The following is a 20,229-nucleotide window of genomic DNA, read 5'->3' on the forward strand; positions in this document are numbered from 1 at the left end:
CTCTCCATCTTTACTTTTTCCGTCATTTTTTATGAATAGATGGCAGACGCATCCTCATCTTTCCTCTATTCATCTTCCGATCTACTGCTACCACCTTCTTCCGAAACAGCCACCATCGCTTTCCATACACCGCATGATGTCCGGAGACACTCTCTGATTGAACGTCATCCTTTTGCTCAGCTTCTACTCAGCTATGGCTCCGGCACCTTGCTGTCTTTCCTCTCTGTGTACGATACATTCGATTTACTTACACTACTGTTGATAACTACGCTCATTCGATTTTTCTGATCTGCATGAAGACGTGGCTTGTCGCTACCGGCATCCATCACCTGACACAGCTTCTACGTACTCTCCGCACTCTCTATAGCCATATCATCACGCCTCATGGTGAGGTCGCTTCTGTCGACTACATCACCGTTTCCTTACGTCACTTCACCCAAAGAACTTTGCCAAAACGAGCATGCAACATGTCTTCACCGTCCTTTCCCATCGATGCTGAACCTCGAGCAGCCAACACAAACAACGAGGACGTGGCGACCTCAACCTCAACGTTGAGCTGACATGCTGTGGAAGCTGATGGTGGGGAGAAAGGCAATGACACGACAGGGAAGGAGGGAGGAAGCGAGGCAGGGAGGCACAGAGCCAGGGAAAAACGAAGAGAGGAAGCGCAGGTGCGCCTACGGGACGTAGACTGTCGCGCCCGGCTCACGTGAGCAGCCGGGGTAATCCGTGCTACCGAAACATGCCACCACACATCGATTCCGCTCGATGTCGGCAACGCATTCAGGCCGAACCCATACGGGTCGAACCCATGCAGGTCGACCCCAGCAACGGTGAGCGATGCAGGTCAAAAGGGGGGACGTTCAGGGGAACGGTCAGGGAACGTTCAGGGAGCTATGCAGATACAGGGAAGGTGCGGTTACCCGATAAACCGTATCGGGCCAGTGACTAGCCCAGTCGCTCTTCCCTGGGGGTCATACCGAAGTGGTTGCGATACGCCGTCGAGAAATGCGCCGCCGATGAGAAGCCGGTCTGAAGCGCGATTTCACCGGCAGGCTGATCACTCTCGCGCAGCATGCGGCGAGCCTTCTGCAGACGCAGGTCGAGGTAATAGCGACTCGGTACCGACTTCAGGTACTTCTTGAAGAGTCGCTCCAGCTGACGCCTGGAGATGCCCAGATGTTCGGCAAGTTCGTGAGTCGACAGCGGCTCTTCGATGTTAGCTTCCATCAGCTGCACGGCCTCGACCAGGCTGGCCGGCGCATGGGCGAGACGCGAGCGCAGGGGAATCTGCTGGGGTTCATCACCCATGCGGATCCGCTCCATCACGAAATATTCCGAAATTCGTGATGCTAGAGCGGCACCATGATGACTTTCGACCAGAGTGATCATCATGTCCATGGCCGCCGTGCCGCCACCACAGGTCATCCGGTCACGATCAATCTCGAACAGCTGTTGTGACAGCCGCACCCGGGGGTGAGCCGCCGCGAAGGCCTCGAACCGTTGCCACGGCAGCGTGGCCTGGTAGCCATCCAGAAGCCCCAGCCGCGCCAGCGCTTCGGTGCCCCCGCCGATGCCGCCGAGTAACACGCCAGAAGCCGCCAGGCGTTTGAGCCAGGCCGCCAGATCGTCGGGGATCCCCCCAGGCAGCTTGGCAGGCCCGCACACCAACACCATGTCGGGGTGAGTCTCCACCTCTGCTAGCGCTTCCCGGGGCAGCACGGTCTGCTGCGACGCACTCGTCACCGCATCGCCGCCACTGGAGTAACTGGTCAGTCGATAGAGGGTTCGGCCGTGAAGCAGGTTCGCCACATGCAGCGGCTCGGTGGCACAGGCATGCGCCAGCAGAGAAAATCCAGGCATCACCACGATCCCTACTTGGCGCAGCAATTCGGATGAGCGTGGTGGGTGGGAAGACGGCGGCATGAACCTTCTCGACGAGAATATGCGAGCCATAGTCTACGCCACTCACGCCATGGATTCAGCGCCCATGTCCGTTGTGCATGGGCCACGCCTGCAGCGAAGACGCATCAGTGACACGACGACAACGGGCCGCGACCTCTCGGTCACGGCCCGTTGGCAAAGGCGAGTCTGTCAGCCGCCGGCTCGCTCAGTGCTGGAGCGACGGGGCCGACATTCAGGGCCTTTTGGGCGGATTAGAGCTGAACGACGTCGAAGCTGACGTCCGGATTGACGTCGGCGTCGTAGTCCACATCGCTACGCTCGAAGCCGAACAGCTTGAGGAACTCGTGCTTGTAGCCAGCGTAGTCCGTGATATCGAACAGATTGTCACTGGTCACCTTCGGCCACAGATCCTTGCATGCCTGCTGGACGTCATCACGCAGTTCCCAGTCATCCAGACGCAGGCGGCCGACGTCATCCGTGGTGGCTTCACCCCCGTAGAGGCGCTCCCCGAACAGGCGGTTGAGCTGGTCGATGGTGCCTTCGTGGAGGCCCTGCTCCTTCATCACCCGATAGACCATCGCAATGTACAACGGCATGACCGGGATGGCGGCACTCGCCTGGGTCACTACCGACTTGAGCACAGCGACGTTGGCACCACCTCCAGACTGTTTCAACTCGCCATCGATGGCGGTGGCTGCACGATCCAGGTCTTCCTTGGCCTTGCCCAACGCACCATGCCAGTAGATCGGCCAGGTGATCTCGGTACCGATATAACTGAAGGCAACACTGCGGGCACCAGGAGCCAGTACATCGGCCTCACTCAATGCCTGCATCCACAGTTCCCAGTCCTGACCGCCCATGACATCGATGGTATCGGCGATTTCCTGCTCGCTGGCAGGCTCGACCTCGGCTTCGATGATGGTGTCCTTATTGGTGTCGATAGCGGTGGCGCGGTAGGTCTCGCCAATGGGCTTGAGGCTGGAACGCTTCAGCTCACCGGAGTCCGGCATCTTGCGCACGGGAGACGCCAGCGAGTAGACCACCAGGTCCACCTGCCCCATGTCCTGCTTGATCAATTCGATCGCCTTGGCGCGGGCTTCGTGGGAGAAGGCATCACCATTGATCGACTTGCTGTAGAGGCCTTCCTGCTTGGCGAACTTGTCGAAGGCCGCGGCATTGTACCAACCCGCCGTACCGGGCTTCTTCTCGGTGCCGGGCTTCTCGAAGAACACACCGAGGGTATCGGCGCCATAACCAAAGGCAGCAGTGACGCGTGCCGCCAGGCCGTAACCGCTGGAGGCACCGATCACCAGCACTTTCTTGGGCCCCTTGGATGACGCCAGGCCACGTGCGCGGGTTGCCTCGATCTGCTCGAGTACGTTTTTCTCGCAACCGACAGGATGGGTGGTGGTGCAGATGAATCCGCGTACCTTGGGCTTGATGATCACGACAGACCTCTTTATTGCTCGTGGCTCCCGTAGGAGAGCCATCCAATGTATAATGCGTGGTGGCGATATTCTAGCGGCACACGGCGATCCTGTCCGCCTTTGCAGACAAAGGGCCTCACGGGCGGGGCTACTGAGCGGGGCTACTGAGCGATACTTGCTCGACGGCGGCGGCTCGGGCAGGATGCAGTCCATCGCTTGAGGAGACCACCGATGGATGCCCAGACTCTGGTCGATGAACGCGGCGAGCTATGGCTCGCATTGGCCCCGATGTGGCTGGAACGGGAACCGCGAGAATCCGACTACGCGAGAATGGTAGAGGTGATAGAACGTGACGGCATCGCGCTCAAGGACCTGGAGTGGGTCTTTCGCCTTGAACTCGCCCCCGTACTTTCTCGACAGCAAATGTCGGTCGCTGGTGAGTGGCGCAAGTTCGACGACTACCAGTTGATGCGCCGCCTGGTCGCCCACAACCTCCGACTGACCGGCTGGCGCCGAAAGTTCTGGGCCCTGTTCTCAGGCTTGACCACCATGATGGTGCGTCACCGCTACAACGCCCTGGTGGAGCATCTGGTGGTCAGCCGAGGAGAAGCGCGCTAGGGCCAGCGGCCGATAGCAGGCGACAAAGCCCAACCCTCACGTCTCGTCGAGGGCTCGTTCCAGATCCGTCAGCATCGCCGCGGCACCATCCCGAGGCCCGAACCTCTTCAACACGCGCCCGTCTCGCGCCACCAGAAACTTGGTGAAATTCCATTTGATGGCGCGCGTTCCCAGCCAGCCCGGAGCTTCGGCTTTCAGGCGCTGAAACAGAGGATGGGCACCGCGTCCATTCACCTCCACCTTTTCCATCAGGGGAAAGGTGACACCAAACTGACGCTCACCAAAGGCACAGAATTGCTCGGCAGACTCTGGCGACTGCTTGGCAAACTGGTTGCAAGGAAACCCCAGCACCGTGAAGCCCCGTTCGCGATGCTCGCGATACAGCGCCTCCAGTTCGCCCAACTGAGAGGTAAAACCGCACTGGCTTGCCACATTGACGACAAGCAGCACCTGCCCCCTCAATGCACGCAGATTGAAAGGCTCACCTTGATGGGTATGACACTCGACGTCATGCAGGCTCATGGGCTGAACTCGCGCTCCTTGTCTTCACGATGACACGCCTTCACGGCTCTCGCCAGAGACGCAGGCCCACCGGCGAAGTCGCCTTCATCATTGCGCTTCCTGCTTCAACAGCAGGGCCAGCGCGAGGTGCGTGTCCGGTGTGGCCTCAGCCAGTTCGATGGCCTCTCCAGGCGGCATCCAGGTGACGCTGGCGACCTCTTCCGGCTGCAGCGCCAGAGGACCGTCCCAGGTCACGCAAAAGACACTGCCAAAGATGCGATACCCCTGGTCATCGTAGCGAAAGCTCAGGCAGGGCGTCAGCGGGGCATGACAGATACCAAGCTCCTCTGCCAGTTCACGACGGGCAGACACGTGGACCGCCTCACCGGCCGCCACCACGCCACCAGCAGCGAGGTCAAGACCACCGGGAAAGGCTTCCTTGGTCAGTGTCCGTCGCTGAACGCACAGCTCTCCCGCGCCGTTGCGCACCACAATGTAGGTCGCGCGATGCCAGAAGCGATAGCGGCGCATGTCGGATCGCCAGGCGCTTCCACAGGGGCGATCGCGGGCATCCACGATCTGCACTCTCTCGCGCGCGATGACCGGCGCCGGAACGTCGCCCGCCGGAGCCTTCAGCGATGACGCCACCGGCAGCGACAGCTCAGGTGAGGCAACCTCACTCATCACAGGACTCCGCCATTAAAGCGTCAAGCCTAACGATCCGCGCCCGCGACGTCACCCTTCGCCCAGTCTTCGATACCTGCCAAGGCGTTTGATATCTGGCTGTGCGCTTGATACCTGGCAGGGCCTTAGCCCAGCAGCACGCGAACCGCCAGTCCCAGCAAGAGCACGCCCGTCACCCGATTGATCCAGTGAGAGCGAGCCTGCAGCCAAGGCAGCACACTGGAGTGAGACAGGCCAAGCGCTACCAGCACGTACCAGCCGCCGTCGATCACCATGGCCGTCACGACCACGATGCTCCGCTCAAGCACGGACATGTCAGGACTGACGAACTGACTGAGCAAGGCAACAAAGAACAGGATCAGCTTGGGATTGCCCAGGGCCACCAGCAAACCTTCCCGGGCGGCGGTCAGGTGGCTGGCCGTGCTGGGCTGTGGTCGCAGTGCCCCCGCCTGGCCCGCGCGCAGCGCCTTGATGCCAAGCCAGGCCAGATATACGGCCCCCGCCAGCATCACCACGCGGAACCCCTGTGGATGTCGTTCGATGACTTCGCCCAGGCCCCAGACGGTCAGCAGTGCGTAGAGGCCTACACCCAGAGCGTGTGTGATCGCCGCCACGACACCGGCGGCCCTGCCACTGCCCAGGGTATGGCGGAGTACAAGTGCCAGGCTGGGGCCGGGGGACATGGCTCCCATGGCACAGATGGCTGCCAAAGAGAGCCAAAGCGATAACGGCATACTTTCTCCTCAATTACTTCGACGCATGGCTCACACAATCTATGCAGAATTACGCATTCAAATGCTTTTTCTTACAAAACCAAGCATACAATCACGAAAAACCTCACTCTAGGGATGGTGAAGTTCAGGATATATCGTTATTTACAAACGTATGAGCTTCGATAACGATACTCATGCACGTCCTACAAAAAAAATGATCATCATCCATCATTGCAAGGGAACAGGGAGGGGACGATGTCTGCCTCGCAACAAGCCTCAATCGTCAGATTGATCACGCACCCCAACGTGCAGTCCCAGCTATTTACCCACCACCTGAGTCAGGTGCTGGATTGCGAGGTCAGCACATTGGCACCCGAAGCGGTGCCCTCTCTGCAGGCCGAGCTCGCCCGCACACCTGATCAAGCACAACTCTGGCTGCTGGATGCTGACCAGCTATCGCTCAGCGATATGCACCACTGTCACGAACTAAAGGCACAGTACCCAGAGATCCTGCTGGCTGCGTTCAACCTGGCCGACCAGGAACAGGCCGCTGAACTGCTGGCGTCACTGCATTTGCAAGGTATCTTCTATCGCCGTGACGAACTCGACAACATCTGCAAAGGCATCATCCAACTACTGGATGGCGCGCTGTGGATGTCTCGCCCGCTGCTCCAGCAGATGTTCGAATACTTCCGTCGCCAACAGTTCAACACCTACCGCCCGGTCGCTGGCCTGACACAACGGGAGCTGGAAATCCTTGGCTTCATTGGCAATGGCGCGTCCAACCAGGATATCGCCAGCCAGCTGTTTCTCAGCGAACATACCGTCAAGTCACATCTTTACAATATCTTCAAGAAGATCAAGGTGCACCACAGAACCGAGGCCGCCCAGTGGGCACGCAAGCACCTCGGTATTCCACCGCCGATGAGCAAGGGCAGCCAACGCGATCGCCAGGCCCAGCCTTGATGCCATTCCCTAGCCCTTTCCTGTCACGCCTGGGCTAGCGGAAAAAGGGCGCCGGGAAAAGGGCAATCGGTGACAGATAGCGGGCAAAGGTGCAGCACTCCCCCACGGGGAAGCCGCGGCATCGGCATCATCGATGAAACTGACGCTCACGCTCTGGCTGCCACAGAATCTGCTCCAGTTGCCAGCGCTTGGTACGCCCCGTTAGTGGGGTAACCTGCCATTGCTCTCCCACTCGGCGGGTCAGCAGTTCAGCTCCCAGCGGCGCCATCACGGACAGTCCGTCGGTGGTTGCCGACAAGGCATGGGGATATACCAGGGTCCGCACCAGCTGACGGTCTTCATCGAGATCGCGCAGTACCACTTGGCTATTCATGCTGACGACATCATCGGGCATCTCGTCAGGGTCGAGAATCTCGGCGCGCTCCAGCAGCGCCTCAAGCAGATCGGCTACCGCACGATCCTTGTCATCTGCATCATCGATCAGACGCTGAAGTCGCTCTGCGTCAAGACGATTGGCTAGCCTCAACGACATCCTTGTCACCTCACTGGTCTCTTACAGGCCTTTAGGGGCGTCACCCCGTCGGGGTGACCGCCACGCAACAAAAAAGCCCTCCCCGATAGTGGGAAGGACTCGATCACCTGAAGCATACGACACTGGCAGTAAACAAGAAACTGCTTATATGAAAAAGACAGGCCGGTTGGACATCCCCCTTGCAGGGTCCGCATACTGCTGGCCTCGACGCCTTTTCTTCATTCCTACATCAGAGCCACGATGCCCTCCACGCCTGACGCCTTCGACACGCCTCCAGAAAACTTGAACCAACTGCTCGACCAACTCAGCCAAGCCAGTGCCGAACGCGATCAGCTGTCCCTCGCCGAAGTGATGGACGCCGTCGGTCGCCGCAGCTTTGCTCCCTTCCTGCTGGTCGCAGGCCTGGTCACCCTCACCCCGTTGATCGGCGATGTTCCCGGGGTGCCGACGCTGATGTCGCTGCTCGTGGTGCTGGCGGCGGTACAGCTGTTGGCAGGCAAGCAGAGCGTGTGGCTCCCAGCGTGGCTCGCCAGGCGCAAGGTCGCCACTACCAAGGTCGAGCGCACCATCACCCTGCTGCGCAAACCTGCTCGCTGGGTTGACCGGCTGATCAAGCCCAGACTGAGGCTGCTGACAGGCCGCGTGGCGCGCTATCCCATCGGTCTAGCCTGTCTGGCCATCGCCCTGGTGACGCCGCCGATGGAGCTGATTCCCTTCAGCGCGACCTTGGCTGGCGCTGCCCAAAGCATGTTCGGCCTGGCGCTGCTCGCCCGGGATGGGCTGATGGCGCTGGCAGGCTACGCCTTTACCCTATCCACCGCCTGGGTCATTGTGCTGGCCATCTAGCCCGCTGGACGTGCCGGTAGTGGGACGCCGACGGTGATCGAGCGGGTCCTGCGAGGCTTCCTACTTCGCGTTGCCGCCCTTCCTGTGCTGAGCTTCTTGTGCCGCCCTTCCTGTACTGAGCTTCCTGTGCTGCCCCTCCTGCGCTGACCGCGCTGCGGACAGGGCTGAGCTGACCAGGATCAACTCCGCCATCAGCAGGGTGCGATACGCTGGCGAAGCCGGCCAGGGACGTGCGGCATTGTGCTTAGCGATGGCAGGGATGCCATCCACCCATCTCTTGACGCTTCCTCCTCCTGCCCCTGGCTCATCTGCAAGCAGGTCTCTGCTTCATAGCTCTGCTGCAAGGTTCTGCTGCAAGGCTCTGGTGCATGTATCCACTGCACGGATGGCTACCGCGCTGCTGCTACGAGTTTCCAACAGGCGTGATCATCCTGCCCTGATTGCGTTCTTAGTAAAGCCTGCGTTCTGCCATTAGGCCGCGCTGCTGCCGTTATTGCGGCCCAGCAGCGGTCCCTGATTCACTGCGCACCAGAGCGCCGAGTCAGCACATGTGAGGATTGATATACTTGGCCATCATCACAAGGCGGCGCCATGGATATCCCACATCAGCGGCTGGTCTACTTTCAGGTCACGATCGAAGCAGGGTCGGTGCGACAGGCCGCTGCGCGCCTGGATATTGCCCCGTCGGCGGTCAGCCGCCAGCTGTCACTGATCGAGGATGCATTGGGCGCTCCGCTGCTGGAGCGCTCGCGACAAGGAGTGGTGCCGACAGCGGTCGGGGAAATGCTGCTGGATTACTGTCGCCGGCGCTCAGCTCTGGACGACACCTTCAGCGAACAGCTCGACGCCTATCAGCGTCTCGAGACCGGCCACCTGTCGTTGACCGTGGGCGAGGGGTTTGTCGGCGACCTGCTCGACACGCCCCTGCGAACTTTTACCGAGCGCTACCGTGGCGTGCGCCTGGACGTGAATACGGGTAGCACCAGCGAGATCATCGAGGCTGTGATTCAGGACGAGGCTCACCTTGGGCTGATGTATCACGAGCGCGTTCATCCACAGCTGCGCTTCTGGCACTCCAGCCAGCAGCCCCTGGTGGCGCTGGTGTCGCCGTCCCACCCGCTCGCTGGCGCTCGTGAGGCGCTGACCATTGCCACCCTCAGTGATCACCCCATGGCCCTGTGGCGTACCGGCCACGGGGTACGCCAACTGGTGGATGAAGGCTTCAGAGAAGCCGGGCTGCGGCCTCAGGTCAACATGCAGACCAACTCGCTTTCGGTGCTGCTGCACGCCGCACGCTCAGACCTGACGCTGACACTGCTCCCCGCCTTTGCCGCTGCGCGAGAGCTGGAGGACAGCAGGCTGGTGGCGCTGGAGGTGGATAGTGAACGCTTTCGCCAGGCCCGAGCCCATATCGTCACACGAGTAGGACGACGGATGCCTCGGGCCGGACTTCAGCTACTTCGCCATCTGGAGCGCTGGATGCGAGCCTTTTCCTCACGCGTCCCGTAGAGCTAGTAACAGCAGGGCCTCGGCATCAGCCAACCCCATTGCCATACCCCATGGCAACACTCGCGGCATCGGCCGTTTCCACCCAGACGCTTTGAGCGACCGTGTATTCCTTGAGACCTTCGACGCCGCTGGAACGCCCGAAGCCGCTGTCATCGAAACCGCCAAACGGCGACATGACATTGATCGCCTTGTAGCTATTGATCCAGACCGTACCCGCACGCAGGCGGCCCGCCACCCGATGAGCGCGGGCGGGGTCCTGGGTCCACACAGCTCCAGCCAGGCCGAAGCGAGTGGCATTGGCCAGACGCACCGCCTGCTCCTCGTCATCGAAGGGCATGACCACCACCACGGGGCCGAACACCTCCTCCTGGGCAATCGTCATGTCATCGCTGACATCGGCCAATACGGTAGGTGCCAGGAAATAGCCCTGAGCCTCCTCCGGAAGTCCCGCCGGTCGCGTGCCACCACACAGGACTCTGGCCCCCTGACGACAGGCATCGTCAATCATGCTGGTGACGTGACGGTATTGCCTGGCATTCTGGACCGGGCCCATCTGAGTCGACGGCTCAACCGGCAACCCGACCGTTATCTGCGCTGCGGCTCGCGCCAGCCGGGTGCAGACGGCATCGAACACCTCGCGCTGCACCAGCAGCCGCGATCCCGCCACGCAGCTCTGCCCCGCCGCGGCAAAGATGGCCGCCTGAGCGCCAGCCACCGCATCATCGAGCCTGGCATCGGCGAAGACGATATTGGCGGACTTGCCGCCCAGCTCCAGCACGCTGGGCACCAGGCGCTCGGCACCGGCCTGGGCGATCCGACGCCCGCTGTCAGGAGAGCCCACGAACACCAGCTTGCTGATGCCACGATGCCCGGTCAGTGCTGCTCCGGTCGTCGGGCCGATGCCATTGACGATATTGATCAGTCCCTTGGGCAGTCCGCTGCTCTCCAGCAGTTTGGCGATCACCACTGAGGTGAACGGCGTCATCTCGGACGGTTTCAAGACAACGCCATTACCCGCCGCGATGGCCGGCGCCACCTGCCAGGCGCAGGTGAACATGGGCGCATTCCAGGGCGTAATCTGGCCCACCACCCCGTACGGCACGTGCCGAACATAGTTGAGATGGGAGGTCGGCACGGGAATCACTTCTCCATGCTGCTTGTCACACCAGCCTGCGTAGTACTCGAACATCTCGCGGACCTTGACCACCTCTCCGCGACAGTCCCGGATGGGTTTGCCCGCCACCACGCTTTCGAGCTGTGCCAGCGTCTCGTCGTAGCCACGCAGCGCCCAGGCAGCCTCGGTCATTCTGCGGCCTCGCTCACTGGCACTCAGCGACATCCACTGCTGTTGGCCACGTGCTGCCGCTGTCACGGCCTGTGACACCAGCTCACTGCCGGCATCCCGGTAAGACAGCAGCGCTTGCCCCGTTACCGGGTCGATCAATTCGATGGCCTCGCCCTGCCCCGCCAGCAGCTCGCCGCCCACCCAGTTGCTCAGCGGCGTGTCGGCTTGCATGTCGAAGGCCTTGAGCAGGGAGTTCAGGCGCTCGATCGCCTCCATGGTCAAACGATTCATTGCGCGTCCTCCTGGGAGCCGTCAGCGTCCTGAGCCGAGGCAAGCCCCAGCACGCTCTCGGTAATGCGGTTGAAATCAGCGTGGTCGGGTAGCCCGTCCGGGTCGGCATGCCAGCGCGCGACAACCTGCTCCAGCAGGGTAAGCGGCAGCCCGAGATCAGCGGCCGCATCGCGGGCCAAGCGCAGGTCCTTGCGCATCAGCCCAGTGGTGAAGCCTGAATCGAAGGAATCGGACTGGATCCACTTAGGAAAATTGACCTCGCTGACGGCACTGCGTCCTGACCCGCTATTGAGCCCTGCCAGGCAGGCAGCCGGGTCGACACCCGCCTTGGCCGCCAGGGCAACCGCCTCGGCGGTGGTCAGCAGGTGCGCGGCACACAGATAGTTGTTGGCCAGTTTGACCACATGGCCGCTAGCTGCAGGGCCAACGTGGGTATAGCGGGCCGACATGGCATCCAGCATTGGCGTTAGCCGCTCGATGGTCGATGACTCTCCCCCCAGCAGCATGCCCAGACTGCCCGATGCCGCTCCCGCTGGCCCACCGCTGACCGGAGCATCAAGCCACTCCAGTCCCGCCTCTACCACCCGTGGTGCCAGCTCCCGCGTCACCGCCGGGTCGCTGGTAGAGGTGTCGACGATGACGCTGCCCTTGGGCGCCAGCGACAGCAGTCCCGGCGACGCCATGAGCACCTGACGCACGTGGTCTGACGTGGGCAGCGACAGCAAATAGACGTCTGCCGCCGGCAGGCTGTCTGGAGCGGCCACCGCCAGCCCGCGGGATGCCAGACGTGCCCGTGCGTCGTCGCTGACATCAGTACCCGTCACATGAAAGCCCGCGGCATGCAGGGTCATGGCCATATTGCCACCCATCTGGCCGAGGCCGATCACGATAATGTTCATGCGTTCTCCTTGTTATGTTGTCGAACAAAGCCCCTTGCGCCAGATCTCGGGCACGCCGGGGGTGGGCCATGCCGTATACGGCATGGCAACATCACGCTATTGCAGGGAGACGAGCGCAGTTATGTATCCAGTATTGCCTTAAGACTGGCCCAGCAGGGTGCGTACCAGCGCACACCAGTAGGCCACCCCCAAGGGGGACAGCTCGTCGTTGAAATCGTAGTGAGGGTTATGCAGTGCCGCGCTGTTCTCGCCATTGCCGAGCCAGATGTATGCCCCGGGGCGCTGCTGCAGCATGAAGGCGAAGTCTTCCGACGCCATCGAGGGCGGCAGGTCCCGATGCACCTGGCGAATGTCCGGCAAGGCAGTCAGCACGTCGGCACAGCGCTGCGCATGGTCGGGGCTGTTGAAGGTGGCGGGATAGCGCGACTGGTAGTCGATGTCTGCGCTGAGACCATGAAAGGTCGCGGTGGCCTCGATGGCCTGCTTGAAGCGGGCCTCGAGCCGCTGGCGCAGTTCAGGATCAAAGCAGCGCACGGTACCGCACAGTTCCACCGCCTCAGGCATGACGTTGTAGGCATCTCCCGCGTGGAACTGGGTCACGCTCATCACCGCCGTCTGATGCGCCGGCGTCTCGCGACTGACAATACCCTGCAGCTGGTTGACCAGCTGACAGGCAGCCAGCACGACATCCTTGCCCAGGTGCGGCATGGCGGCGTGACAGCCATGCCCTGTCAGGGTAAGACGAAACACATCGAAGGCGGCCATGACCGCCGTGTCGTGCACCGCGGCTTCGCCGACCGGCAATCCTGGCCAGTTGTGCACGCCGTAGACGGCCTGCATCGGGAAACGCTCGAACAGCCCTTCCTCTACCATGACGCGCCCACCGCCCTCATTCTCTTCCGCGGGCTGGAAGATAAAGTAGACCCGGCCTGCAAAGTCGGGAGACTGCGCCAGGCAACAGGCCGCCCCCAGCAGCATGGTGGTGTGGCCATCATGACCGCAGGCATGCATCTTGCCGGGAATACGTGAGGCATGGGGGGCATCACTGGCCTCGGTGACATCCAGAGCATCGATGTCAGCCCGCAGGCCAATCGCGCCATCACCGTCATGACGGCCGTCTACCCAGGCCACTACCCCGGTCCCGCCCCCCAGCCCCGTCACCATCTCGATACCTGCTTCTGACAGGATCTGGATGATGCGAGCGCTGGTGCGATGCTCCTCGAAGGCGGTTTCCGGTTGGCGATGGAAGGCATGACGCCATTCACGCAACAGGTCTGGGGTCACTGTGGTCATGCTGGGTCTCCTCGTTTGCGTTACAGAAGCGCCTGGGCCACCAGCGCAGAGCCGACAAAGGTGCCGGTAAAGACCAGCAGCGACACGATGATCAGCTTCCACCCCACCTGACGGAACATGGTGAATTCACGGGGGGACAGGGCCAGACCGGCATATGCCAGCACCGGCGTCACGATCGCCAGGAAGCTGACCGCGGAAAGCTGCTCGACGATCCAGCCGCTGCCGGGGAACCAGGGCAGCGTCATGGCAATACTGACTAGCGAAACCCAGGCCACACCGGGCAGGTAGAACGGCGCAAACCGCGTGATGAGCAGTCCCAGCATGGTCATGGCGTACAAGATCAGCATGCCCGGCAGCGCCTCGAGCAGTGGCGCACCATTGATGGTGTTGCTGATCCAGCCCACCGCGCAGACCACCGCCATGACGATCGCTGTCTGGCCCAGGCGGCGTTCGGGACGTTCATCGTCGCTGACGCTGGGTGCCGGCTCGGCTTCCACGGTGGCCCTTGCGCCAACCGAGGTCGCCGCCCGAGAGCCCGAGCACCACTTGAAGATGCGCTCGGCCATGGGCAGGGCGATGAACAGTGAGATATACAGGCCGGTGGCATAGGTCAGCAGATTGCTGGCGCCAGCGAAGGCCAGCAGTTCATCCTTGAGCTCAGGCAAGGCACCGGCAATCGCCCCGGAACAGGCGGCGACCATACTGCCACTGCCGACGCCGCAGGCCATGGCCAGTGCACGGGGGTCGAAAATGTCGAGAGTGGTCAGATAGCCGGCCATCAACGCAAACCACAGGGTGCCGAACATGGTGCCAACGACGTAGACCCCCATGACACCGATGCCCTCAGGGCCTTTCAGACCGTACTTGTCCGAGATGATGGCGATGTTGGGCTCGCGCGCGATGGAATAGGTCGCGCCAATGGCCTCGCGGCCCATCTTCAGCACCAGCACCGCAAACGGCATGGCGATCAGCATGGTCCCGAGGTTGCCAAGCTCTTGAAGGACCAAGGCTGGCCCTGCGCTGAGAATCTGCTCGATAGCCGGCCCGATGGTGGAACCAAAGCGCGCAATGAACGGCATGATCGAGAGCAGAATGATCGGCGCGGCGGCCTCGCTCAGCGTGACCGGCACCAGGCGGGACGTGGCAGAAAACAGATGAGGGTTCAGCAGCAGACCGATGATGAACGCGTAGAACAGAGGCAGCAGCAGCAGGGTACCGGGCCCAAGCGGGATCTTGATGATACCGACCGCTTCTGAAATCAGCGCGGCAACTGCCACGATGGCATGCAGACGCCAATCGACAAGGAGCGAAAGCTTCATGGAGATGTCCTGTTGTTGTAATTACCGTTGTCATTGCTGATGTCAGCGCTATCGCCACGCACAACGATCACGAGAGCACTGAACCGGGCCGGCAGCCGCCAACCCCAGTCAGTCCGAGTATTGAAGCAGGTCACGATCTAATAAAAGGAGATTTGTGTGCTGTTTTTTAGCTCACGTGAGAGCACCCCACTGTCACAACACTCGCACAGCACTCCCACGGCACTCGCACAGTACTCTCACAGCACCCTGCTGGCGCCACTAAATAGCTTTTAATGATCCAAAAGACAAAATAACTATATTTTCGCTATTCACTCGCAGCTCTTAGGGTAAATGCCATCGGATGGCAAACCGCGGCAGCTCACGTGGCTCCCTCGATACCTGACCGCAATGACTGACAAGGGCTCGAACGATGACAACAAGAACGAGTGACAATACCGACACCCTGGTAGTGGGTGGTGGACAAGCCGGTATCGCGATGAGCGAGCACCTCAGCCAACTTGGTGTACCGCACCTGGTGCTCGAGCGCTCGCGGATCGCCGAAGCCTGGCGCACCCGACGCTGGGACTCCCTGGTCGCCAATGGCCCTGCCTGGCATGACCGTTTTCCTGGCAAAGCCTTTGATGGCATCGAGCCAGATGACTTCGCCAGCAAGGACGACGTGGCCGCCTATTTTGAAGCCTACGCGCGCATGATCAACGCACCTCTGCGGACTGGCGTCGAGGTTCAGCGGGTCACTCGCCACCAGGGACGCCCCGGCTTCAGCGTCGAAACCTCCCAGGGCACCATCGACGCCAAGCGCGTTGTCGCCGCCACGGGCCCCTTCCAGTGCCCGGTCATTCCGTCCATTGCGCCGAATGACGAGGACCTTTATCAGATTCACTCTGCCGACTATCGACGTCCAGAGCAGTTGCCTGCCGGCGCTGTGCTGGTCGTGGGCGCCGGATCCTCCGGCGTCCAGATCGCAGAAGAGCTTCACCAGCAAGGAAGGAAGGTGTATCTCTCGGTGGGCCCCCATGATCGCCCTCCTCGGCGCTATCGCGGACGCGATTTCTGTTGGTGGCTGGGGGTACTGGGGGAGTGGGATGCCGAGGCCATGAAGCCAGGCACCGAACACGTCACCATCGCCGTGAGTGGCGCCGGCGGCGGCAAGACCATCGACTTTCGCTCGCTGGCCCACCAGGGCATCACCCTGGTGGGGCGAACGCGAGACATCACCCATGGGGTTGTCAGCTTCGAACAGGACCTGGCCGATAACCTGGCCCGCGGCGATGCCAATTACCTGGCCATGCTGGATGCTGCGGATGCCTATCTGACACGCAACGGCATGGACCTGCCGGAAGACCCGGACGCCAGACAGATACCGGCCACGCCAGCATGCGTCAGCACTCCGCTGGCATCGCTCGATCTGGGCGCTGAAGGGGTCACCTCGATCATCTGGGCGACAGGCTTTAGCGTCGACTATCGCTGGCTTGAGGTGGACACCTTCGATGCCCAGGGGCGCCCCCTGCATCAGCGCGGCGTCTCCCGCGAGCCCGGCGTCTATTTTGTGGGACTGCCGTGGCAATCTCGGCGCGGCTCAAGCTTTATCTGGGGCGTATGGCACGACGCCAGACACATCGCCGAGCATATCGCCACGCAACGCAAGTACCTGGCCTACGACGAAGACCGCCGTCAGCATGAACAGGCGTCGTCAGCGCTCCCGGCATCTCCCTGCGCCTCCCGTGACCTGAGGATCAGCTGATGCCGACACACACGCGTATTCGCATGTTCAATACCAAGGACACCTATCCCAACCAGACGCTGGACAACGATCTGTGTCAGGCAGTGAAGGCGGGAAACACGGTCTATGTGCGCGGACAGGTAGGCACCGATTTCGAGGGCCAGCTGGTGGGGCTCGGGGACCCCGGCGCCCAGGCACAGCAGGCCATGCGCAACGTCAAGCAGCTGCTGGAAGAAGCCGGCTCCAGTCTTGACCATATCGTCAAGACCACCACCTATATTACCGACCCTCGCTATCGCGAGCCGGTGTATCGCGAGGTGGGCCGCTGGTTGAAGGGGGTGTTTCCCATTTCCACGGGGCTGGTCGTGGCCGGTCTCGCCCAACCGGAATGGTTGATGGAAATCGACGTGATTGCGGTCATCCCTGACACGCAGGAGTCTCAGCCATGACGTTTTCCATTGCCGGCTACTGCAGCGACACCGGCCAGTTCGGCACCGCGATCAGCTCATCCAGTATCTGTGTCGCCAGCCGCTGCCCCTTTGTCGCGCCTGGCAAGGGCGCGGTGCTGTCGCAGAATGTCACCAATCCTGCCCTGGGCCAGCTCGGCGTGGCATTGCTGGAAGAGCGCCTGGACGCTCAGACTGTGCTGCAGCGACTGCTTGAACAGGAAGCGTTTCCCGAGTGGCGCCAGCTGCTGGTCCTTGATGCCAACGGCCATAGCGCCGTGCACAGCGGGGCCGAAACCCTGGGCATCCATGCCTCGCGGCAAGGACACCACTGCGTTGCCGGTGGCAATATGCTGGCAACTACTGAGGTCGTGAGCGCCATGGTGGAGGCCTTTGAAGCGCACCGCGGAGAGCTGGCCGAGCGTTTGCTGGCGGCGATGGAGGCGGGGCAGGCCTCTGGGGGAGAGATGGGGCCAGTACACTCTGCAGGACTGACCGTGACCGACAAGGCTAACTGGCCTAGCGTGGACCTTCGCGTGGATTGGCACATTGCCCCGCTCACCGAACTACGCATGATCTGGGAGAACTACCGACCACAGCGCGATGCCTATCTGCAGAGAGCGGCGGCACCACAGGAGTCACCCTCCTACGGCGTGCCCGGTGACCAACGCTGATAAAGCGGACCATGACAGCAAACCAAGACAGCAAACCATGACAGATCAGGGGGGGCACATCTGGCGCCCCCCTTTCTTCCACTCACCTGTCTTTTTATGAGCCGCCTTTTCGATCCATCAACCGCCTTTCTGGCAATGATCCCATCCTGCTGTTGGCGAACCTGCGAGGTCTAGCATGGCTCAAGATGCTGTTGTCGAGTTGCTCGCCGAGCTGGTGGCCATCGATACCACCAGCCACCTCTCCAACCTGCCCTTGATCGCCTTTGTCGAGGACTACCTCTCTCACCACGGGGTGGACTCAAGGCGGATCACCGATCACAGCGGTCACAAGGCCAACCTGTACGCCACCATCGGACCGCCTGGCCTGCCGGGATTGATGCTGTCCGGGCATACCGATACGGTCCCCGTCGCCGGTCAGGCATGGACCCTTGACCCCTTCGTGCTGACCGAGCAGGACGGGCGCCTGTACGGCCGCGGGACCACCGATATGAAGGGCTTTCTCGCCGCCGTATTGGCGGCGGTCCCTGCCATGGTCAATGCCGACCTGGCGATGCCCTTTCACCTGGCGTTTTCCCACGACGAAGAGGTCGGCTGCCTGGGGGTGCGAACCCTGCTCGCCGACCTCGCCCAGCAGCCGATACGGCCTGCCGCATGCCTGGTGGGCGAACCCACCTCCATGCGCCTGGCCACCGCGCACAAGGGCAAGCTGGCGCTGCGCGTGCACCTGCACGGCAAGGCATGCCACTCGGGGCTCGCTCCACAAGGGGTCAACGCCATCCACGCCGCCGCCCACCTGGTCACCTGGCTGGAGGCGAAGGCCGCCACCAAGGCCTCGGAGGGACCTTTCGACGCACGCTTTGCAATTCCCTATACCACCCTCCAGGTAGGCACCATACAAGGGGGAACGGCCCTGAACATCGTGCCCCAGGACTGCCAGCTGGATCTCGAATTTCGCAACGTACCGGCGGACTCCACGGAAACCTTGCTCGGGGAACTCATGGAGGTGGTCAGCTCGCTGGAAGCCAGAATGCAGCAGGGCCACCCCCAGGCCAGCATCCGCGTGGAGCCACTGAGTGACTATCCGGGCCTGTCCATGACCGATGACGACGCCCTGGTCGGCTTCATTCTCGATGTACTGGAAGACCGCCGCCTGGAGCCCATTGGCTACGGCACTGAGGGTGGCCTGTTTCAGCAGGAGCTGGGCATCCCGACCATCGTCTGCGGCCCAGGCAGCATGGCCCAGGGCCACCAACCCGATGAGTTTGTCACCCGTGAGCAGCTGGCTCACTGTGAAGCCTTCCTGGCGCGACTGATCCGCGCGATGCAAGACCCCCAGGTCCACGCCCGGCTGGCCACCTCCGGCTGAGCCGGCTCTTCTCTTCACACAGCCCCAGCACCCGCGCGAACGCAGGCGTCGATCCCGAGGCCGGCGCTGTGGGAAGATGGGGTTTTCTCAGCCATGACAACAGACCATGCGCCCCTTCACCCTCAAGCAATTGCGCTACTTCGTGGTGGCCGGCGAGCTATCGAGCGTCACCCAGGCGGCCAGGAAACTGCATGTATCCCAGCCGTCCATCTCCGCTGCCATCCATCAGATCGAAGAAGCCACCGGACTGCAGCTGTTTGTTCGGCACCACGCCCAGGGGCTGTCGTTGACCCCCACCGGCAGACAACTGCTGACTCGGGCGCGCCAACTCCTGCGTGACGCCGAGGGACTGGAAAAATTCGCCGCATCGCTAGGGGAAGAGGTCGGTGGCGAGCTTCGTCTGGTCGCATTCCCCACCTTTGCCCCGCTGTTCTTGCCACAGCTGCTGCGCCAGTTTGCGGACAGGCACCCTGCCGTCAGTCTCTATTGTGATGAGATGACTCAGGTCGACATCGTCAATGGTCTGCAGCAAGGCGACTATGAGTTGGCGTTCACCTACGACCTGGAGATTCCCGACGACATCGCCTTCATTCCCCTCTACCGCTTCCCTGCCTACGCGGTAGTGGCTGAGGATCACCCCTTGAGCGAGAAGGATCGTATCGGGCTGGCCGAACTGGCCACCTACCCGATGGTGCTGCTGGACTGGCCGCTGAGTCGCGAGTACTTCCTGTCGATATTTTCCCACCACCAGCTGCTGCCCCATGTCGCTCACCGTGCCAAATCCATGGACATGCTTCGTGGCCTGCTCGCCAATGGCTTCGGCTTTTCCCTGTTCAACACCCCCATGAGTGCCTTCAGCGCCGCCGACAACGCTCGCCTCAAGGCGTTGGCGCTGGAGGACGATGCCCAACCTCTGACCATGGGCCTGGCCTGTCTGCGTGGCCTGAGACTCTCTCCTGCGGCAGACGCCATGCGGCAACTGGCGCAGGAGATCGACACTATCACTGATGTGTTCGGAGCAAGCAGCGCTGTCACGTCGCGCACCTGAGGGCATTAAGGGCTAGCGCCTACGTCCGCTGCCTGCGTCCGCTTCCAGGCCCCTTTCTCTGACGCTCTTTTGGATAGGAAAAACTGAAGCTGTCGTTAATTTAATAGTATTTTAATTGATCAACAGCCTGGGGATATGGTGCTTGTACAGCCGGGTAGCGGAGTTGCACGGCCAAGATAACAACACT

Annotated in this window: 19 protein-coding genes; 9 read left to right on the top strand and 10 right to left on the bottom strand. The window is 61.7% G+C overall.

Translation table 11 applies throughout. The features are described 5' to 3' along the window. Nucleotides 1-948 precede the first annotated feature (948 nt). Nucleotides 949-1,863: a GlxA family transcriptional regulator gene (locus KUV72_RS05625; RefSeq protein ID WP_224908507.1), complete on the bottom strand. Its 915-nt coding sequence runs from the start codon at nucleotides 1,861-1,863 to the stop codon at nucleotides 949-951. Nucleotides 1,864-2,156: 293 nt separating this feature from the next. Next, a complete protein-coding gene (gene fabV / locus KUV72_RS05630) occupies nucleotides 2,157-3,353 on the bottom strand; it encodes an enoyl-ACP reductase FabV (protein WP_222237710.1) in 1,197 nt (398 codons plus the stop codon). 210 nt (nucleotides 3,354-3,563) lie between these two features. Here fabV and KUV72_RS05635 point away from each other — a divergent pair, with 210 nt between their 5' ends. Beyond that, the gene (locus KUV72_RS05635; protein ID WP_206941511.1) at nucleotides 3,564-3,950 is read left to right on the top strand and encodes a hypothetical protein; all 387 of its coding nucleotides are present in this window, start codon (nucleotides 3,564-3,566) and stop codon (nucleotides 3,948-3,950) included. 36 nt (nucleotides 3,951-3,986) lie between these two features. Here KUV72_RS05635 and KUV72_RS05640 read toward each other — a convergent pair whose 3' ends face one another. The 3 genes from KUV72_RS05640 to KUV72_RS05650 all read right to left on the bottom strand — a co-directional run bounded on the left by KUV72_RS05640 (nucleotide 3,987) and on the right by KUV72_RS05650 (nucleotide 5,869). After that, nucleotides 3,987-4,472, bottom strand: a complete 486-nt coding sequence (locus KUV72_RS05640) for a glutathione peroxidase (RefSeq protein ID WP_206941513.1) — start codon at nucleotides 4,470-4,472, stop codon at nucleotides 3,987-3,989. Nucleotides 4,473-4,559: 87 nt separating this feature from the next. Continuing rightward, nucleotides 4,560-5,135, bottom strand: a complete 576-nt coding sequence (gene yfcD, locus KUV72_RS05645) for an NUDIX hydrolase YfcD (protein WP_222237711.1) — start codon at nucleotides 5,133-5,135, stop codon at nucleotides 4,560-4,562. Between the two features lie 125 nt (nucleotides 5,136-5,260). Beyond that, nucleotides 5,261-5,869, bottom strand: a complete 609-nt coding sequence (locus KUV72_RS05650) for a LysE family translocator (RefSeq protein ID WP_222162635.1) — start codon at nucleotides 5,867-5,869, stop codon at nucleotides 5,261-5,263. A 234-nt stretch (nucleotides 5,870-6,103) separates the two neighbouring features. On the opposite strand from KUV72_RS05650, the gene KUV72_RS05655 reads away from it, so the two are divergent. Then, the gene (locus KUV72_RS05655) at nucleotides 6,104-6,814 is read left to right on the top strand and encodes a response regulator transcription factor (protein WP_222237712.1); all 711 of its coding nucleotides are present in this window, start codon (nucleotides 6,104-6,106) and stop codon (nucleotides 6,812-6,814) included. A 127-nt stretch (nucleotides 6,815-6,941) separates the two neighbouring features. Here KUV72_RS05655 and KUV72_RS05660 read toward each other — a convergent pair whose 3' ends face one another. Then, complete coding sequence (locus KUV72_RS05660; RefSeq protein WP_222237713.1) at nucleotides 6,942-7,346, bottom strand: GreA/GreB family elongation factor; 405 nt, start codon at nucleotides 7,344-7,346, stop codon at nucleotides 6,942-6,944. A gap of 240 nt (nucleotides 7,347-7,586) precedes the next feature. Here KUV72_RS05660 and KUV72_RS05665 point away from each other — a divergent pair, with 240 nt between their 5' ends. Together KUV72_RS05665 and KUV72_RS05670 are read left to right on the top strand one after the other, a co-directional pair. Then, nucleotides 7,587-8,192 carry an exopolysaccharide biosynthesis protein gene (locus KUV72_RS05665; RefSeq protein WP_222237714.1) on the top strand — a complete coding sequence of 202 codons (606 nt, stop codon included), beginning with the start codon at nucleotides 7,587-7,589 and terminating at the stop codon, nucleotides 8,190-8,192. 591 nt (nucleotides 8,193-8,783) lie between these two features. Beyond that, nucleotides 8,784-9,701 carry a LysR family transcriptional regulator gene (locus tag KUV72_RS05670; RefSeq protein ID WP_222237715.1) on the top strand — a complete coding sequence of 306 codons (918 nt, stop codon included), beginning with the start codon at nucleotides 8,784-8,786 and terminating at the stop codon, nucleotides 9,699-9,701. A 25-nt stretch (nucleotides 9,702-9,726) separates the two neighbouring features. Here the strand turns inward: KUV72_RS05670 and KUV72_RS05675 are convergent, their stop codons facing one another. The 4 genes from KUV72_RS05675 to KUV72_RS05690 all read right to left on the bottom strand — a co-directional run bounded on the left by KUV72_RS05675 (nucleotide 9,727) and on the right by KUV72_RS05690 (nucleotide 14,788). Next, entirely contained in the window at nucleotides 9,727-11,277 is a 1,551-nt protein-coding gene (locus KUV72_RS05675) for an aldehyde dehydrogenase family protein (protein WP_222237716.1), read from the bottom strand. Next, nucleotides 11,274-12,176: an NAD(P)-dependent oxidoreductase gene (locus KUV72_RS05680; RefSeq protein WP_222237717.1), complete on the bottom strand. Its 903-nt coding sequence runs from the start codon at nucleotides 12,174-12,176 to the stop codon at nucleotides 11,274-11,276. The genes KUV72_RS05675 and KUV72_RS05680 overlap by 4 nt, the downstream gene beginning before the upstream one ends. A gap of 138 nt (nucleotides 12,177-12,314) precedes the next feature. Beyond that, nucleotides 12,315-13,469 carry a M20 aminoacylase family protein gene (locus KUV72_RS05685; RefSeq protein ID WP_222237718.1) on the bottom strand — a complete coding sequence of 385 codons (1,155 nt, stop codon included), beginning with the start codon at nucleotides 13,467-13,469 and terminating at the stop codon, nucleotides 12,315-12,317. Nucleotides 13,470-13,489: 20 nt separating this feature from the next. Continuing rightward, nucleotides 13,490-14,788: a DUF3100 domain-containing protein gene (locus tag KUV72_RS05690; protein WP_222237719.1), complete on the bottom strand. Its 1,299-nt coding sequence runs from the start codon at nucleotides 14,786-14,788 to the stop codon at nucleotides 13,490-13,492. 409 nt (nucleotides 14,789-15,197) lie between these two features. Between KUV72_RS05690 and KUV72_RS05695 the strand changes: the two genes are divergently transcribed. The 5 genes from KUV72_RS05695 (at nucleotide 15,198) to KUV72_RS05715 (ending at nucleotide 20,042) form a co-directional block, all read left to right on the top strand. After that, a complete protein-coding gene (locus KUV72_RS05695) occupies nucleotides 15,198-16,529 on the top strand; it encodes a flavin-containing monooxygenase (RefSeq protein ID WP_222237720.1) in 1,332 nt (443 codons plus the stop codon). After that, a complete protein-coding gene (locus KUV72_RS05700; protein WP_206941530.1) occupies nucleotides 16,529-16,957 on the top strand; it encodes a RidA family protein in 429 nt (142 codons plus the stop codon). The genes KUV72_RS05695 and KUV72_RS05700 overlap by 1 nt, the downstream gene beginning before the upstream one ends. Next, nucleotides 16,954-17,628 carry a DUF1028 domain-containing protein gene (locus KUV72_RS05705; RefSeq protein ID WP_222237721.1) on the top strand — a complete coding sequence of 225 codons (675 nt, stop codon included), beginning with the start codon at nucleotides 16,954-16,956 and terminating at the stop codon, nucleotides 17,626-17,628. The genes KUV72_RS05700 and KUV72_RS05705 overlap by 4 nt, the downstream gene beginning before the upstream one ends. Before the next feature lie 175 nt (nucleotides 17,629-17,803). Beyond that, nucleotides 17,804-18,994 (top strand): acetylornithine deacetylase, encoded by a 1,191-nt coding sequence (gene argE, locus KUV72_RS05710; RefSeq protein WP_222237722.1) that lies wholly within the window; start codon nucleotides 17,804-17,806, stop codon nucleotides 18,992-18,994. Between the two features lie 106 nt (nucleotides 18,995-19,100). Further along, the gene (locus tag KUV72_RS05715) at nucleotides 19,101-20,042 is read left to right on the top strand and encodes a LysR family transcriptional regulator (RefSeq protein WP_222237723.1); all 942 of its coding nucleotides are present in this window, start codon (nucleotides 19,101-19,103) and stop codon (nucleotides 20,040-20,042) included. Nucleotides 20,043-20,229: the final 187 nt, after the last annotated feature.

The sequence above is a fragment of the Halomonas sp. DP4Y7-1 genome, from assembly GCF_019800705.1.
GTDB lineage: Bacteria > Pseudomonadota > Gammaproteobacteria > Pseudomonadales > Halomonadaceae > Halomonas > Halomonas litopenaei_A.